This window comes from Methylobacterium sp. Leaf465 (assembly GCF_001424705.1).
GTDB lineage: Bacteria > Pseudomonadota > Alphaproteobacteria > Rhizobiales > Beijerinckiaceae > Methylobacterium.
This window is the reverse complement of record NZ_LMRA01000012.1, coordinates 57,090-73,004: the sequence shown is the minus strand read 5'-3', so window position 1 is coordinate 73,004 and position 15,915 is coordinate 57,090. Positions and strand designations below refer to the sequence as shown.

At 71.1% G+C, this 15,915-nt stretch carries 10 protein-coding genes; all 10 read right to left on the bottom strand.

Annotation, left to right across the window (positions count from 1 at the left end; genetic code table 11):
• Nucleotides 1-112: 112 nt before the first annotated feature.
• The 10 genes from ASG51_RS08910 to ASG51_RS08865 all read right to left on the bottom strand — a co-directional run bounded on the left by ASG51_RS08910 (nt 113) and on the right by ASG51_RS08865 (nt 15,780).
• Complete coding sequence (locus ASG51_RS08910; RefSeq protein WP_056380335.1) at nt 113-3,214, bottom strand: efflux RND transporter permease subunit; 3,102 nt, start codon at nt 3,212-3,214, stop codon at nt 113-115.
• Nucleotides 3,211-4,296, bottom strand: a complete 1,086-nt coding sequence (locus ASG51_RS08905) for an efflux RND transporter periplasmic adaptor subunit (RefSeq protein ID WP_056380333.1) — start codon at nt 4,294-4,296, stop codon at nt 3,211-3,213. The genes ASG51_RS08910 and ASG51_RS08905 overlap by 4 nt, the downstream gene beginning before the upstream one ends.
• Nucleotides 4,297-4,490: 194 nt before the next feature.
• Nucleotides 4,491-5,744, bottom strand: coding sequence for an O-antigen ligase family protein (locus ASG51_RS08900; RefSeq protein ID WP_056380331.1), 1,254 nt, complete (start codon nt 5,742-5,744; stop codon nt 4,491-4,493).
• A 115-nt stretch (nt 5,745-5,859) separates the two neighbouring features.
• Complete coding sequence (locus ASG51_RS08895; protein ID WP_056380329.1) at nt 5,860-7,371, bottom strand: lipopolysaccharide biosynthesis protein; 1,512 nt, start codon at nt 7,369-7,371, stop codon at nt 5,860-5,862.
• On the bottom strand, nt 7,368-8,741 hold the full coding sequence (locus tag ASG51_RS08890; RefSeq protein WP_244472595.1) for a glycosyltransferase family 4 protein: 1,374 nt from the start codon (nt 8,739-8,741) through the stop codon (nt 7,368-7,370). Before ASG51_RS08890 ends, ASG51_RS08895 begins: the two co-directional genes overlap by 4 nt.
• The gene (locus ASG51_RS08885; protein ID WP_056380327.1) at nt 8,738-9,997 is read right to left on the bottom strand and encodes a glycosyltransferase family 4 protein; all 1,260 of its coding nucleotides are present in this window, start codon (nt 9,995-9,997) and stop codon (nt 8,738-8,740) included. Before ASG51_RS08885 ends, ASG51_RS08890 begins: the two co-directional genes overlap by 4 nt.
• Complete coding sequence (locus ASG51_RS08880; RefSeq protein WP_056380326.1) at nt 9,978-11,123, bottom strand: glycosyltransferase family 1 protein; 1,146 nt, start codon at nt 11,121-11,123, stop codon at nt 9,978-9,980. The genes ASG51_RS08885 and ASG51_RS08880 overlap by 20 nt, the downstream gene beginning before the upstream one ends.
• Nucleotides 11,124-11,164: 41 nt before the next feature.
• Complete coding sequence (locus tag ASG51_RS08875; RefSeq protein WP_056380807.1) at nt 11,165-12,271, bottom strand: glycosyltransferase family 4 protein; 1,107 nt, start codon at nt 12,269-12,271, stop codon at nt 11,165-11,167.
• 110 nt (nt 12,272-12,381) lie between these two features.
• Nucleotides 12,382-14,580: a polysaccharide biosynthesis tyrosine autokinase gene (locus tag ASG51_RS08870; RefSeq protein WP_056380324.1), complete on the bottom strand. Its 2,199-nt coding sequence runs from the start codon at nt 14,578-14,580 to the stop codon at nt 12,382-12,384.
• Between the two features lie 12 nt (nt 14,581-14,592).
• Nucleotides 14,593-15,780 (bottom strand): glycosyltransferase, encoded by a 1,188-nt coding sequence (locus ASG51_RS08865; protein WP_056380322.1) that lies wholly within the window; start codon nt 15,778-15,780, stop codon nt 14,593-14,595.
• Nucleotides 15,781-15,915 lie beyond the last annotated feature (135 nt).

Here is a 15,915-nt window from a genome sequence, read left to right as displayed (position 1 = left end):
CGACCCGCCGAAGGGAACAGGGTACGGATCGGCAGACGGCCCGCGCGGTCTCGGGCAAGCCCGGCGCGATACGCTTATACCACCGCTGCCGAGATCTCGCCCCGCGCCTGCGTCAGGTTCCGGCCCCCTGCGGCGCCGTCTCGGTGGCGCCCCGCGCGTCGCGCGGCTGGCGCGCCACCCGGAACCAGAGGGCGTAGAGGGCGGGCAGGAACAGGAGGGTCAGCAGGGTGCCGACCCCGACGCCGCCGATGAGGACGTAGGCCAGCGCCCCCCAGAACACCGAGTGGGTGAGCGGGATGAAGGCCAGCATCGCCGCCGCCGCCGTGAGGATGACGGGACGGGCGCGCCGCACCGTGGATTCCACGATCGCGTCGTAATCCCCCAGGCCCGCCGCCTGGTCGTGGTGGATCTGGTCCACCAAAATCAGGGTGTTGCGCATCAGGATTCCCGACAGGGCGATCAGCCCGAGGATCGCGTTGAAGCCGAAGGGCTGGTGGAAGAGCAGCAGGGTCGGTGCTGCGCCCACCAGGCCCAGCGGGGCGGTGGCGAAGACCATGAACATGGTGGCGAACGAGCGGACCTGGATCATGATGACGGTGAGCGTCACGATCAGCATGATCGGGAACACCGCCACCAGGGACATCATCGCCTTCTCGCTCTCCTCCACGGCACCCGCGGTATCGATGCGGTAGCCCGGCGGGAGATTGGCCTTGATCGGCGCCAGGAGGGGAAACACCTGGGCGTGGATGTCCGGCGGCTGCTTGCCGTCGAGCACGTCGCCCTGGACGCGGATGTAGGTCTCGCGGTTGTAGCGCTTGAGCACCGCGTCCTCGGTCCGGCTCTCCAGGCGCGCCACCTGCGAGACCGGCACCTGACGACCGTCCTTGGTCGTCAGCGTCAGGTCTCCGATCTCGCCCAGGGAGCGCCGCTCGGGGCCGGGGCTGCGCAGGACGACGTCGACGGAACGCAGGTTCTCGCGCACCTGGGTGGCGGGCGTGCCGTTGAGGTAGCTCTGCAGCTGCTGGCCGGCCTCCTTCGGGGTCAGGCCGATGAGGCGCAGGCGTTCCTGGTCGAAGGCGAGGCGCAGGCTCGGGGTCTTGTCGCCCCAGTCGAGATGGACGAGGCGCATGTTGGCATTGGCCGCCATGACCTCCCGAACCTCGGCGGCGATGCCGCGGATAACGTCGAGGTCGGGCCCCACCACCCGGAAGGCGACGGGAAAGCGGATGGGTGGGCCGAACACGATCTGGAGCACCCGCACGCGGGCTTCCGGAAAGCGGCCGTCCTCCACGAGTCGGCGCAGCTTGCCCCTGAGGACGTCGCGCGCCTGCGCGTCGGCCGTCTGCACCACGATCTGTGCGAAGGCCGGATCGGGCAGCTCGGGATCGAAGGAGAGCACGAAGCGCGGCATACCCTGGCCGATGTAGCTCGTCATCGCGCCAGCTTCCGGCAGATCGCGCACCGCGGCCTCGATCCGCTTGACGCTGGCCTCGGTGGTGGCGAAGGCCGAGCCCGCCGGCAGCGTGACCTCGACGATGAGCTCGGGGCGTTCGGAATTCGGGAAGAACTGCTGTTCGACCTTGCCCATCGCCGCCACGGCGAGGGCGAACAGCCCCACGGTGATGCCGGCGGCGAGCCATTTGTGGTCGACCGACATCCGCACGACGCGGCGCAGGCGCGCGTAGGTCTTCGTGGCGTAGATCGCCTCGTGTCCCCCCACGACGCGCTGGATGTTCGGCAGGAGCTTCACGCCGAGATAGGGCGTGAAGGTCACGGCCACGATCCAGGAGAGGATCAGCGAGAAGGCCACCACCCAGAAGATGTCGCCGGCGTACTCACCTGCCGTGGAAGCGGCGAAGCCCACGGGCAGGAAGCCCGCGATGGTCACCAGAGTGCCGGTGAGCATCGGCGCGGCCGTGGCGCTCCAGGCATGGGTCGCCGCCGCGATGCGGTCGGCGCCCTCCTCCATGCGCACCACCATCATCTCGATGGCGATGATGGCGTCGTCGACGAGGAGGCCGAGCGAGATGATGAGGGCGCCCAGCGTGATGCGATCGAAATCGCGGCCCGTGACCATCATCACGACGAACACCGCCGAGAGGGTGAGCGGCACGGCCAGCGCGACCACGATGCCGACCCGGAAGCCGAGTGCCACCAGGGAGACGAGGATCACCACGCCGAGGGCAGTGAAGAACTTGACCATGAACTCGTGGATGGCGTCGTCGATGACCTTGGCCTGATCGGTGATCTTGGTGAAGGCGATGCCCACCGGCGTCTCGTGGTGGATCGCCACCTCCTCGGCGTTGAGCGCCGCGCCGAGCGTGAGCCCGTTGAAGCCGGGCTTCATCACGAGGCCGAGCATCAGGGCCGGGTCGCCGTCGTTGCGGATCGCGAAGGTCCGGGGATCCTCGTAGCCGCGCCTGACCTCGGCGATGTCGCCGAGCTTGAGGCTGCGGTCGCCGGCGGCCACGGGAAGATTCCGGATGGCGTCGAGGCCGTCGATGGCCCCGTCGAGACGCAGGTACACCCGCGGTCCCGCCGCCTCGACAAAGCCGGCCGGGGTGACGTCGTTCTGGTTAGCCAGCGCGGCCAGCAGCTGCTGGCCGGTGATGCCGAGGGTGGCGAGGCGCTGGTAGGAGATCTCCACGAAGATCTTCTGGGTCTGCTCACCCAGGATGTTGATCTTCTCCACGCCCGGCACCCGCAGCAGGCGCTGGCGCAGGTCCTCGGCGTGCAGCACGAGCTGGCGGTGTGGCAGACCCTTGGCCTGTACGGCGTAGAGGGCGAAGTAGATGTCCGAGAACTCGTCGTTGAAGAGCGGCCCCATCACGCCGCGCGGCAGGCTGGAGGCCTGGTCGGAGAGCTTCTTCCGGGCCTGGTAGAACTCCGACTGGAGCTTGGCCGGAGGCATCGCATCCTTGAAGATGACCTTCGTCACCATCAGGCCGGGGCGCACCGTGGTCTCCGCCCGGTCGTAGTAGACGAGCTCCTGCAGGCGCTTCTCGAGGGGGTCGGCGACCTGGCGCTGCATCTCTTCCGCCGTGGCGCCGGGCCAGGCGGCCGAGACCGTCATGACCTTGACGGTGAAGGCCGGGTCCTCCGCCCGCCCGAGCTTCTGGAAGGCGAAGAAGCCCGCCCCCGTCAGCGCGATCAGCAGGAACAGGGTGACGGCCCGCTCGCGGACGGCGAGCGCCGAGAGGTTGAGGCCGCTCATCGCACCACCCCGGTCCTGCTGGCGGGCGCCGGGCGCACCCGCTGGTCGGCCGTGAGGAGATGGGCACCGAGCGCCACGATCCGGTCGCCGGGGTTCAGACCGTCGACGATCTCGGCGCGCTCCTCGCCCAGGCGAGCGACCTGCACGATCTGCGGACGCACGGTCTCGGTGGCGGCATCGTAGCGCCAGACCGCTATGCCGTGCCCCTGGTCGAACAGGGCCGCGAGGGGCACCTCGACGCGCGGTACGCGGGTCGCCGCGGCATCGATGAGCTGAAGGGTGACGGTGGCGCCCAGTGGGGCGGCCTCGCCCCCGCCCGAGAGGATATAGCGCGCCCGGTAGGTCCGCGTCGCCGGATCGGCGGTGGCGGAGAGTTCGCGCAGGCGCGCCGGGTACGTCGCCGCGCCCTCGGCGTAGAGGGTGGCGGAGGCCTCTCCCTCGGCAGCGCGCCGGCTGCCCTCGGGCAGGAACACCTCCGCCTCGCGCGCCCCGTCGCGGGCGAGCTTGACCACGGTCTGGCCGGCCGCGACCACCTGGCCGGGCTCGGAGGGCACCTCCATGACGACGCCGTCGGCATCGGCCTGGAGTTCGGCATAGCCCGCCTGGTTCTGGGTCTGACTGGCCTGGGCCTCGGCAAGGGCGAGCTGGGCGATGGCGGCGTCGGCCGCGCCCTTGTTCTGGTCGTAGGTCTGCCGGGAGGTCCAGCCGTCGGCCACCAGCCTGCGGCTGCGCTCCTCGTCCGCCTTGGCCTTGATCATTTGGGCCCGGGCCGCCTCGGCAGAGGCGCGGGCGGCTTCGAGGGCGAGGGTGAAGTCGGTGCGGTCGAGGCGCATCAGGGGCTGCCCGCGACGCACCCGGTCGCCCGGGTCGACGAGGCGCTCGAAGATCTTGCCGCCGACCCGGAAGCCCAGGTTGCTCTCGGTCCGGGCCCGGATCACCCCGGTGTAGCGCGCGACCGCGCCGGGACCGCGGACGACCTCGGCCACCTGAACGAGGGGCGGTTCCGGGCTCACCGCCGTCTCCGTCGGCGAGCAGGCGCCGAGGGCGAGGGACGCGAGACCGGGTGCGAACCACTTCTGCATGACGCATCCTCCGCAGCCGGACCATCCGCCGCTCTAAGATTATGCTTATAATCTATTTTAGCGGATGGAACAGGTCAACGCTGCCGTGGCGCCCCCGCGTGCGGGGGGACACCCAGGGAGGTCGACACCGGTAGAAGTGGGCACCGGACGAGAACCTTGGGGCGACCGGATCGGCCGACGTGCCGCCCGTACCCCTAGCGCCCGGTTGCCGGCTCCGAACCGGACCGCACGACCAGCGAGGCCAGCAGCACCGCCATGAAGAAGAGGAAGTACTGGTTCACCGACAATTCCTCGAACATCATCGAGGGCACAAGGAACAGGGCCGTGTAGGCGACGAAGGGACCGGCGGCGGCGGGTGCGCGGGCGATGCGCACGAGGGCGGCGAGGAGGAGCAGCGCCGTCGCGATGCCGCTCTGGAGCGCTAGGGAGATGAAGCCGTTATGCGGCGTCACCAGCCCGGTGAGGGCGCGGAGTTCTTCGCGCCGCGTGGTCTCGCCGACACCGAACGGGTATTCCGCCACGAGTTGCAGGGCGGTGAAGCCGGAAATGAAGCGCTCGTCGGCATTGCCCGAGACGTTGCCGTCGCCCGCAAAGCGCGTCTCGATGGACTGCGCCAACTTCTGGGGCAGGGGGATCTCGCCGGTCATCGAGAAGCCGACGAGCAGGATCCCGAGCACCCCGAGGACGGGCAGCACCACCTGCAGCCGGATGCTCCGGCGCATCAGCACCAGCAGGATCAGCACCGGCATGAACAGCCCGGAGCGGTTGTTCGTCAGGGGAAAGCTCGCCAGCAGAGCCGCGAAATAGGCAAGGTAGATCAGGTTCAAGCGGTAGCGCAGGCTCAGCAGCAGGGCCGCCGCCCCGCCGAGGGCGAAGACGTGGCCGGTCTCGTTGCCGGAAGCCCAGAGGCCGCCCTGCTTGTCCTCGACGAAGAGCTTGAGTTCCTCGTCCAGGCCATCGGTCGGGACGCCGAGGCCGAAGCGGTCCAGCGGCAAACCGGAGGACGAGAGCAGCAGGACGACCAGCGAGCCGCCGAGGCCCGCGAGAAGGCCCCAGCAGAAGGCGTTCTCCAGGCTCCGGTCGCGGAACATCACAAGCAGGATCATCGCCAGGACGAAGTAGAGCAGCAGGACGAGGGTCAGGTAGACGTCGCCGGCCTGGATCTCGGCCTTCAGCACCAGCGAGAGGGCGATCAGGATTCCGACGGCCCCCATGGGGACAGCCTGGCACAGCCCCTCGGCGATCACGGCGCGGCGCAAGCCGAACCAGGGGATCAGCAGGAAGGGCAGGAGGTCCGACAGGCGCTGGAAGGGAAGCCCGAAGCTCGAGGTCAGGACGTTGAGCTGCAGGGCGCCCCCGAGCAGGAACACGGCCGCACGGTCGGCCATGATCGGCACCGCCCGCGTCCGCCGCATCCCGGCCGCCATCGGCCCCGCTGGTCCCGTCATCGCTCCGGCCCCCCCGAGAAGACGCCGCGTGCCCGGCCCGGGCATGCCTCCGCCCGCGCGTGCACTCTGGCGCGCAAAGGTTTGCGAAGCGTGCAGGTGCCGGGAGGCCGGTGGCTCAGCCGCCGCGGCGGACGAAGAACCCGAGCGCCGCGCGGACGGTGGGACGCAGGAAGACAAGGGCGAGGGCGCCATAGGCCATCATGCCCAGGGTCACGCAGGCGACGAGGCCGAGGCGGTCGCCGAGGGTCGCGTTGATGGCCTCCTGCACCAGCAAGACCAGGGCCGCCATGGCGCCGGCGCAGGCCGTGGCGGGCAGCAGCACCCCGACGAGGCCCCCGTTGCTCACCGGCACGAAACGCCCGGCCCGCGCGACGATCAGGGGCGAGAACAGGTAGGCCCGGACCACGTGGCCGATGACGAGGGCCGACAGGCCGAACGGTCCGGTGAGGATCGCCGTCACGGCCCCGATCCCGAACTGGGCGCCGGCGAGCTTCAGGGCGGTGCCGCTGCGGCCCAGCGCCGTGAAGATCATCCACAGCATGGAGGTCACGACGAATTCCGGCGCGAGCAGCGCCAGGATGCGCAGGACCGGGGCCGCGTCGTGCCACTGTTCGCCGAACAGGAACGGGATCACCGTCGGGGCCACCGCCGCCATACCGAAGAAGGCCGGCAGCGCCAGGAAGGCGGAGGTCCGGGTGAAGTCGTGGAAGGCGGCGGCGAGGTCGGCCGGGCGGTCCTGCAGGCGGGCATAGGTGGTCAGCGCGACCGCCGAGAACGGGATCACCGCGACCTGGCTCACGAGGTCGATGCAGCGCCAGGCGAGGCGCAGGTGGCCGACATCGGCGGTGGACAGGAAATAGGCGGCGATCACCTCCTGGCTGCGGATCGAGAAGACCAGCAGCAGGTTCGTGGAGAAGACCCGGGAGCCGAAGGCGATCTGGCGCCGGGCCGCCGCGAGATCCAGGCGCCGGGCCGGGACCCAGGGCATCGCCGCCCAGGTCAGGAGCGTGGTCGCGCCGGTGGCGACGAGGCGCTGGACCACGAGGCTCCAGACCCCGTAATCCGCGAGCGCCAGGGCCAGAGCGGCGGCGCCCCCGAGGAGGTTCGCGCCGAGCGCCCGGAGGGCAAGCTTGCGGAAGCCGAAGCTGCGCTGGAGCCGCGCCTCGTGGATCGCGCCCAGGGCCGAGATCACGAAGCAGGCGGAGAGCGCGCAGAGGGCGGGCCGCAGCTCGGGCAGGTCGAGCAGCCAGGCGATCGGCCAGGACAGGGCGACGAGGGCCGCAGCGTAGACGACGCTGGAGGCCAGGGTGACCCAGAAGGCGGTAGCGGCGAAGGCCTCCTCGAGATCGGCCCGCTGGACCACCGCGTCGGGCAGGCCGCCGCGGGCGACGATCTGCAGGATGTCGATGAACACGGCGGCGACGGCGACGAGCCCGAACTGGGCGGGCTCGATCAGCCGGGCCAGGACCAGGAACACCCCGAAGCTGAGGACGACGTTGCCGACGGAGGCCAGCGCCACCCAGCGGGCCGCCGCGAAGGAGCGGCCGGAGACGTCCGGCTCGTCGGTGACCCCGAGGGCGGCCGGGGCGGTGGCGGCCTGCCCCGGAAGCAGTGCGGTGGCGCTCACGCGCGGTCGGCCCGGCGCTCGTCCACAAGCTCGGCGTAGAGATCGAGATACTTCTCCGCCACGCGCTCGGAGGTCGATTCCCGGATGACGTGCTGGAAGCTGCGCTCGTCCGGCAGACCGACGCGGCCGCGGGCGATCACGGCCCGGATTCGGTCGGCAAGCTCGGCCTCGTTGCCCGGCGTGAACAGCCATTCGGCGTTGTTCTCGCCGATCAGCTCGGGGATGCCGCCCGAGGCCGCGCCGATCACCGGCACGCCCATGACGTAGGCCTCGTAGATCGTCCGCGGCGAGGGCTCGGCCCAGAACGAGGGCACGATGAGCACGTCGATCTCGCTGAGGAAGTCGGCGGGCTTGGCCCAGCCCACGAACTCGATCGGCAGCCCCTCGGCCTGCGCCGTGAAGCGGTCGATCGAGTCGTCCATCGCTTGGCCGGCCACGAGGCAGCGCCAGTCGCCGGGGCCCACCGCGCGGAATGCGTCGACGAGGGTGCCGACGCCCTTCTCGACGTTGATGCGGCCGAGATAGCCGAAGGTCATCGGCCGACCGGTGCGGTCGATCCGCCGCCGCGCCTCTGGGTCGCCGTCCGGCACCGTGCAGGAATAGTAGATGACCCGGCGGCGCTCCGGCGCGAGGTGGCGGAACAGGCCGTGCGTCACGTGTGTCTTCAGGATTTCGGTTCCGACGCTGACCACGGCGCCCACCGCCCGGTTGGTGATCTGCTTGGTGGCGTTCACCACCTTGCAGCCGAGGTGCCAGTGCGTACAGGGCTTGCCGTGCCGGAACATCGCGGCATTGCCGCAGATCAGGTCGTACTCGCAGACCGTGTGGACGATCGGAATGCCGCGCTTGGCCGCCTCCCGCCAGACCAGGGTGGAGACGTCGAGAAGCGAGTGGGTGTTGACGATGTCGGGCCGGAAATCGTCGAGGACGCGGCCGAACTCCGCGGCGATGGCGAAGTTCCACTGCTGCTTCAGCTTGGCCCAGGTGCGGCCGACCCGCGTCGCCTTCGGCCAGTCCTCCAGCCAGAAATCGTTGTTGTGGGCCATGCGGTAGACGGTGACGCCGTTGCGCACGATCTTGGGCTCGGCCTCCCGGGCGATGCAGGCCGCCGCCACCGTGTGGCCGGCCGTCACCAGCTCCTCGGCGAGATGCTCCACCGACCGCTCGGCGCCGCCAACGATGTAGGGCGGGTAGAGCGCGCTGAGATGTAGGATGCGCAGCGGCCCGGTGGCGGCGATCCGTGCGGCACTCTCCGCGCCGCGCACCGCGAGCGCCGGGGCGGCGGACGGGGCCAGCTGGGCGCGGGTGAGGCCCGGGGCCGTCATCGCGGCGGTGGCCATCTCGGACGCGGTCATCATGGAAGCGGTCATGGGCGACACTCGTCGAGACGCGGGGGCTCGGAGAAGGCCACCGGCGGGAGAGGATGGGGGGAGGTCGCGACGCCAGCGCGAACGGCGGCGTAGAGCTCGAGATAGGCGCCGGCGACGACGTCGGGGTCGGTGCCCGAGCGAACGGCTTCGGCGCGGGACAGGCCCTCGGGAAGGCGCTCCGGCGCCGCCACGACCCGCGCCATCGCGGCGGCCAGGGCGGACGCATCGCCGGGAGGGACGAGCCAGGGGCCGGCGCCGATTTGCTCGCCGATCCCGCCCACGGCGGTTCCGATCACCGGCACGGCGCGACCATAGGCTTCCGCCACCGTCCGGCCGAACGCCTCCGGCCAGACCGGCGGGACGACGAGACAGTCGATGGCGTCGAGGAAGGCATCCTTCTCGGCATACCCGACAAACGTTACCGGCAACCCCTCGGCCAGGGCGCGGTATCGCGCGAGCCCATCTGCAGCCCGGCCGGCGACGACGAGGCGCCACCCCTCGGGCGGCAGGTGGCGGCAGGCCGCCAGCAACACGTCGGTGCCCTTCGACGCCTCGATGCGGCCGAGGGAGCCGAAGACGACCGGATCGCCGGGCCTGCGCGGCGGACGAGCGGCGGGGCCACCGGAGGCGATCGGGTTCCAGATCACTCGGCGCAGCGAGTCGGGAATCTTCGCGAAGAACCCGGCCGCCAGGTGCCGGTCCAGGATGTCGGTGCCGACCGCCGCGACGGCGGAGACCGCGCGCTGGCAGCGGCGGTGCGGCTCGGCGTAGAGCCGACACTTCAGGTGCTGGCCGGCGCAGGCGCGTCCGTGCTTCGCCATCGCACCGTTGGTGCACAGGCTGGTGAAGTCGTGAAGCGTGTGGACAACCGGAATATCGAGGCGCCGGAGCATCGGCCAGACGGCCGGGGTGATCTCCGAGATCGAGTGGGTGTTGACGACATCGGGGGCGAAGGCGCGGACCGCCGCCTCCATCCGGATCACCGTCTTCCGGTTCCACTGCGTGGCGAGCTTGTAGCGGAGGCGGTCGAGGCGTCCGTGCTGCGGCCAGTCGAGGCTGTGGAAGGGCGTGCCATGGCCGGTCCGGTAGACGGTGACCCCGTCCTGGAGGGTCGGCGCCTCCACCCGGCGCGAGGCGCAGGCCACCGCCACGGCATGGCCGAGGCCGGCCTGGGTCCGGGCCAGGGTGTCCACCATCAGTTCGGCGCCGCCGACCTGCTCGGGGGCGTAGAGGGAGCTAAGGTGCAGGATGCGCATCCGAGGCCTCCCCGGCGGGCATTGGGCGGGCGGCGTCCCGCAAGGCCTCGAGCAGCACGCTCTCGTAGCGCCGGGCGGTCTCGGCCCAGTCGTAGCGTCGGGCATTGGCGTGGCCCCGCGCGATCAGGTCGGCGCGCAGGTCGGGCTCGTGCAGGAGGCGGCGCAGGGCCGCGGCGAGCGCAGCGGGATCGGCGGGATCGAAGGTGAGCGCACCATTCCCGGCGATCTCGGGCGTCGCCGAGCGGTCCGAGCACAGCACCGGGCAGCCCAGGGTCTGCGCCTCCAGCACCGGCAGGCAGAATCCTTCGGCAAAGGAGGGTACGCACAGGCACAGGGCGTCCCGGTAGAGAGCGGCGAGGCGATCCTCGCCGATGCGCGACAGGCGCGTCAGCCGCACCGGCGCCCCCGCCAGGGCCGCCGCGATGGTCTCTTGCGCGTCCTCGCCGACATGGACGATGGCAAGGTCGGGATGGGTTTGGGAGAGCGCCGCGGCCGCATGCGCCAGGGCGGCGAAGTTCTTGTTGTGGGTGGCGTTGCCCACCGCCAGAACGTAGGCGCCCCGCGTGGTTTCGGGCGCGATGCCGCCCGTCGCCGACGCATCGAGCATGGCCGCCGAGGGCACGCTCCGGACGCGCTCGCGCAGGGAGGGGTAGAACTGCCCGAGGCTGTCCCGGGTGGTGTCCGAGACCGCGATCACCCGGGCGCTGTTGCCGAGGACCAGCCGGAAGATCAGGTCCGTCGTGAGCGCCTCGCGCCACCCGGTGCAGTCCGGGATGGTTCGGAAGTAGAGGTCGTGCACGACGGTGACGCGGGCCAGGCCGCCGAAGGCCGCACCGTAGGGATCGGCGTTCAAGACCAGGTCGATCCCTTCCGCCCGGCACAGGGCCGGGACGGTGACGGCCTGGCGCAGGACGTCGAGGATCATCAGGCGCGGGCGCGGCACGGTCACGACCGCGACCCGGTCGCGAATCGCCTCGGGCAGCTGCGCGCGGGTCCAGGGCGAGCGCAGGACGACGGTGACGGTGCCCCGGTCGAGCAGCCCGGCGATCACCCGGAAGGCGACCAACGCCACGCCGGACGGGCGGCCGCCATGCTGGCTCGGCATGTTGACGAGGACGCGGGTCATCGTGGCTCGGCGGCTCCGGATGGGGGGATTGTCCGTCAGCGTCACGGGCGAGCGGCGGCCTGGCGGATCAGGTCGGCGAGGTCGTCCTGCATCCGGGTGGCGCCGTAGCGGGCGAGGGCCCGCTCGCGAGCCAGGCGAGTGCGCTCCGCGAAGGCCTCCGGGCGATCCAGGATCTCGGCGAGGGCGGCGGCGATGCGGTCGGGGCGACGGGGCGGTACGAGGGTGCCGAGGGCGCCGCCGTCGAGGATCTCGCTGGAAGCGCCGGCATCGGTGGCGACCACTGGCACGCCGGCCAGCATCGCCTCGACGAGGGTCCGGCCGAACGGCTCGGGGTCCACGGAGGGATGAACGACCGCATCGACGGCCTGCATCAGGCGAGGCACGTCGCTGCGCTGGCCCAGGAACAGGACCCGGTCGGCGACGCCGCGGGCCGCCGCGAGGTCGCGCAGGCCCGCCGCGTAGGCATCCTCCCCGAACAGGGCCGAGCCCACCACGACGCAGCGCAGGCCCGGCACCTCGGCCAGCGCCTCGATCACGACGTCCTGCCCTTTCCAGGGCGCGAGACGGCTGAACACACCGACGAGAGGTCCGGCGGGCAGGCCGAGTTCCGTGCGCAGTTCGGCCACGGGGCGCGGGTCGAGGATCAGATCGAGGCCGTTCGGCACCACCGTCACCCGGTCCCGGCGTCCGCCCGCCTGCACGAACGCCTCGGCCGCGGCCCGCGAGGGGACGATGACGCACGCCGCGCAGGCATTGGCGAGCCGGGCCTGCACGATCCGCTGCGCCGGGCCGAAATGGGCGCCGTCGAGGATGTCGTGCAGGTGCCAGACCAGAGGGCGGCCGACGAGACGGGCCGGCAGGGCCGCGAGCAGGAAGGCCTTCTGCGAATTGGCATAGACCACGTCGCAGCCGCGCGCGGCCCGGGCGAGGTCCCGCGCCAAACGGGCGAGGCTGCCGAGCACCGGAAGGGCGCGCCAGGGGGAGACGTCCCGGCGCAGGCCGGAGAGGTCGGCGCCCGGCGCTGCGAGCCGGATCGTCAGGCCGGCCTTCCGCAGGGCGTCGGCGAGGGGGCCGCCCTCGAACAGGAAGGCCTGGGAGCCGGGCCAGGCCCGCACGACGTCCCGCAGAACGAGCTCGGCGCCGGACATGGTGCCGGTGTGGCTGACGAACAGCACCCGGGGCTGGGCCGCCCGCGCCTCCACCGGATGCGCGGTGCGCGCCCGCTCGGAACCGGTCGCGGTCGAGAGCGTCCCGGCCATCAGGCGGCTCCCGTACGATGCGGCAAGGACAGGGGCATGGCCTCGTAGGCCGGCTGGCCGCCGGGCTTGACCATCGTCATGGCGATGCCGAGGACGGCGCCGCCGGCCTGACGCAGGCTCGTCACGGTCTCGATCGTATCGGACAGCTGCGAGCGGCCCGCACGGGTGCAGCAGAGCACGCCGTCCACGTGGCGGGCGAGCATGCAAGCATCCATCAGCAGGCTGGTCGGCGGACTGTCGAGGAGCACGAGGTCGTAGCGCCGGCTCCAACGCAGGAGGTTCGCCATGCGGTGGTTCATCAGAAGCTCGGTCGAGTCCGGCGTCGGAACGCCGGCCGGGATGACGTCGAATCCGTCCTTGGCGATGACGGCCGCCGCCGCGTCGATCTCGCCGCGCAGGATGCCGGCGAGGCCGGGACTGCGGCCCAGACCGAGGGAGGCCTCGAAGTTGGGCCGGCGCAGGTCGCACTCGATCACCAGGACACGGCGACCGCTCGCGGCACTGAGGCCGGCAATGGCGAAGGTCGTGAAGGACTTGCCCTCGCGCGGCTTGCCCGAGGTCACCAGCACCGTGCGCGAGCCGTCGCCGCCCGCCAGGAACAGGTGGGCGTGGAGGGTCCGCAGCACGTTCCGCATGCCAGGATCCGCCTGCGCCCGCTGCAGGGCCTCGGCCAGCGGCAGTTCGCGGCGCCGGTCGGAAAGGCGGCCCATCAGGCCGCCGGCAGCCAGGCAGGGCAGCTGGGCGAAGACCGGGGCGCCGGTGCCGGCCACCAGCTGGGCGGGCGTGCGGACCCGGCGGTCGGCGAGATCGCGCAGGAGGGCGGCGCCGGCGGCGAGCACGGTCGCCAGTACGACGGCCCCGACCAGGAACGGGACGGGCTTGGGCGAGAACGCCTCCTGGGGCACTTCGGCGACGCTGACCAAGCGGGTGCTGCCGGTGAGGATGCGGCGCTCGGTCTCCAGCTCGCTCGCCCGCTTCACGAGGTCGGCATAGCGGGCGCGCTTGATCTCCGCATTGCGGACCATGCCCTCGATCGAGGCCTCGTCGTCCATGGCAGCGGCCGCCTCGGACTTGGCGGCGTCCATCTGGGCGCGGAGGGAGCGGGCCAGGCTGTTCGAGGCCTCGTAGGTCTTGCGCAGGCCGTCGGCGACGTTGGCGAGTTCCCGGTCGATCCGGGCGCGCAGGCTGGCCTGCTCGGTCTGCAGGGCGCGAACGGTCGGGTGGTTCGGGCCGAGCAGAGTGCTCTGGTTGGCGAGCTGCGCACTGACGCCGCTGATCTGCTGCTTGAGGTCGCCTACGGCGCGGCTGGCGAGCACCGCCGGGGCGCTGTCGGAGCCGCGTCGACGGTCGGCCTCGATCTCCTTCAGGCGTGCGGCGGCATCCGCCTTGGCGGCCTCGGCGGCCGCGAGCTGCTGGCTGATCCCGGTGAGGCGCTCGGCGCTGATCGGACCGGTCGCACCCTTCACGAGGCCTTTGCGGCGGCGGAAGGCCTGGATGCGCGCCTCGTCGTCGCGGATCGAGGCGTCGAGCTGCTTGATCTCGGTGAACAGCCAGTCGGTGGCCGCCTTGCGGCTCGAGGCCTGCGCGTTGCGCTGGTCATCCAGAAAGGCGTTGATGAGCGCGTTGGTCATCGTCTGCGCCACCTCGGGCAGCGGCGACTTGTAGCCGATGGCGATGACGCGTGAGCGGCCGGCGCTGCCGACCATGTAGCGCTTCTGCAGATACTCCACGAGCGCGTCGCGGTCCGCGCCGAGCTTGGCGCAGACGGCATCCTTCTTTTCCGTGATCCGGTCGGGATGCCCACGGGTGACGGTCTCACGGCATTCGGACATCACCGCCTCGGCGAGGCCGCTCTCGGCGGCGAGACGCATGAGGCGGGGCGAGCGGATCACCAGGATTTGGCTCTCCAGATCGGCCGGATCGCCGAGCTTCTGAATCCAGGCCATCGAGGCGTTGCTGGCGCCCGGCTCCGGCTCGGCCACGATGACGGACCCGGTCGCCACGTACTGGGCGGGCGTGCGTAACAGGATGGCCACCGCGAGCCCGAGGACGGCGACGAAGACGGTCGCGAACAGGACGCGGCGGCGCCAGATCTTGAGGAGGGGCGCCATGAGCGCGCCGCCGCGCTCGCGGTCCTGCTCGGGTACGCACCCGGCGGCCGGCGCGCGGTCGGACATGTCGAGGGTGAGGAGGGACATGCGCGCCGCTCCTCAGGACACGGCTTCGAAGCGGGGAACGGCCTCGAGCCGGGAGAGGGTGCGCAGGCGTGGCTCGCAGGCGGCGCGATGCATCGTGAGCTGTTCGTCGACGAAGCGCGAGAATCGGATGCGGAACAGATCGGCGGAGAACGGCTCCGCCTGGTTCCGGCAGGCCTCGCGGGTGAAGCTGTCCTCCTGGCGGATGAAGTCGCAGACGCAGGACGCGATGGCATCGGGCTCGGGCGTGTCGAAGAACAGGCCCGTGCGGTTCGGCCCACGGACCTGCACGGTCTCGCGAGCGCCGCCGCGCCCGAGGGCGAGGACGGGCGTGCCCTCCGATTGGGCCTCCACAACGATGATCCCGAAATCCTCCTCCGCCGCGAAGACGAAGGCGCGGGCCGTGGCCATGAGACGGCGCAGCTCCTCGTCGGATACGAACCCCGCGAAGGTGACGTTCGGGGTCGCGATCGCCCTCAGCCGCTCGGCCTCCGGACCGGTGCCGGCGACCACGAGGTCGAGGCCGGGCAGCTGCGCGAAGGCACGCACCACGGCTTCGACGTTCTTGTAGGGCACGAGGCGGCTCGCCACCAGGAAGTGGTTCCCGCGCGGTCCGTCGTAGCGCTGGCTGGACAAGGTGACGGGCGGAGGGATCACCTCGGCGCCGCGACCGTAGACCTTATGGATCCGCCGCGCCACGAAACCGGAATTGGCGATGATCGCGTTCGGCCCGGGGGCGGTGCGGTAGTCCCACAGGCGCATCCGGTGGAGGATGAGCCGAGCGAGCAGGCCCTTGAGGCCGCTCGCGCAGCCGCTCTCCCGCAGATAGGTGTGCTGCAGATCCCAGGCGTAGCGCATGGGGGAGTGGACGTAGGACACGTGAAGCTGGTCCGGTCCGGTGAGTACGCCCTTGGCCACGGCGTAACTGCTCGAGATGACGAGGTCGTAGCTCGACAGGTCGAACTGCTCGATGGCGAGCGGCATCAGCGGCAGGTAGTGCCGGTGCCGCGTGCGCGCGAGGGGAAGGCGCTGGATGAAGCTCGTGCGCGCCTGCGTGTAGCCGAGATAGGTCCGCGCGGACTCGGGCAGGAAGTCAAACAGGGTATAGACATGGGCCTGCGGATAAATCTTCAGCAGCTGGCGCAGCACCTGCTCGGCGCCTCCGACCACGTATAACCAGTCGTGAACGATCGCTATACGCATCCGAAACATCCTCGCCGGCCTGCCGGACACCGAGAGAACCTCCGCAGACGGACGGCATGACACCGACCCCTGAGAGCATTCTCTCTTCGAACTAAACTACTATGATAAACCCACGTGCTGAAGTCATCTTACGCA

Excerpts from the sequence above, each read along its gene's own strand:
- ASG51_RS08905 (WP_056380333.1), bottom strand. The coding sequence starts at position 4,296 with ATGCAGAAGTGGTTCGCACCCGGTCTCGCGTCCCTCGCCCTCGGCGCC.
- ASG51_RS08880 (WP_056380326.1), bottom strand. The coding sequence starts at position 11,123 with ATGACCCGCGTCCTCGTCAACATGCCGAGCCAGCATGGCGGCCGCCCG.
- ASG51_RS08870 (WP_056380324.1), bottom strand. The coding sequence starts at position 14,580 with ATGTCCCTCCTCACCCTCGACATGTCCGACCGCGCGCCGGCCGCCGGG.
- ASG51_RS08910 (WP_056380335.1), bottom strand. The coding sequence starts at position 3,214 with ATGAGCGGCCTCAACCTCTCGGCGCTCGCCGTCCGCGAGCGGGCCGTC.
- ASG51_RS08875 (WP_056380807.1), bottom strand. The coding sequence starts at position 12,271 with ATGTCCGGCGCCGAGCTCGTTCTGCGGGACGTCGTGCGGGCCTGGCCC.
- ASG51_RS08900 (WP_056380331.1), bottom strand. The coding sequence starts at position 5,744 with ATGACGGGACCAGCGGGGCCGATGGCGGCCGGGATGCGGCGGACGCGG.
- ASG51_RS08865 (WP_056380322.1), bottom strand. The coding sequence starts at position 15,780 with ATGCGTATAGCGATCGTTCACGACTGGTTATACGTGGTCGGAGGCGCC.
- ASG51_RS08890 (WP_244472595.1), bottom strand. The coding sequence starts at position 8,741 with ATGACCGCTTCCATGATGACCGCGTCCGAGATGGCCACCGCCGCGATG.
- ASG51_RS08885 (WP_056380327.1), bottom strand. The coding sequence starts at position 9,997 with ATGCGCATCCTGCACCTTAGCTCCCTCTACGCCCCCGAGCAGGTCGGC.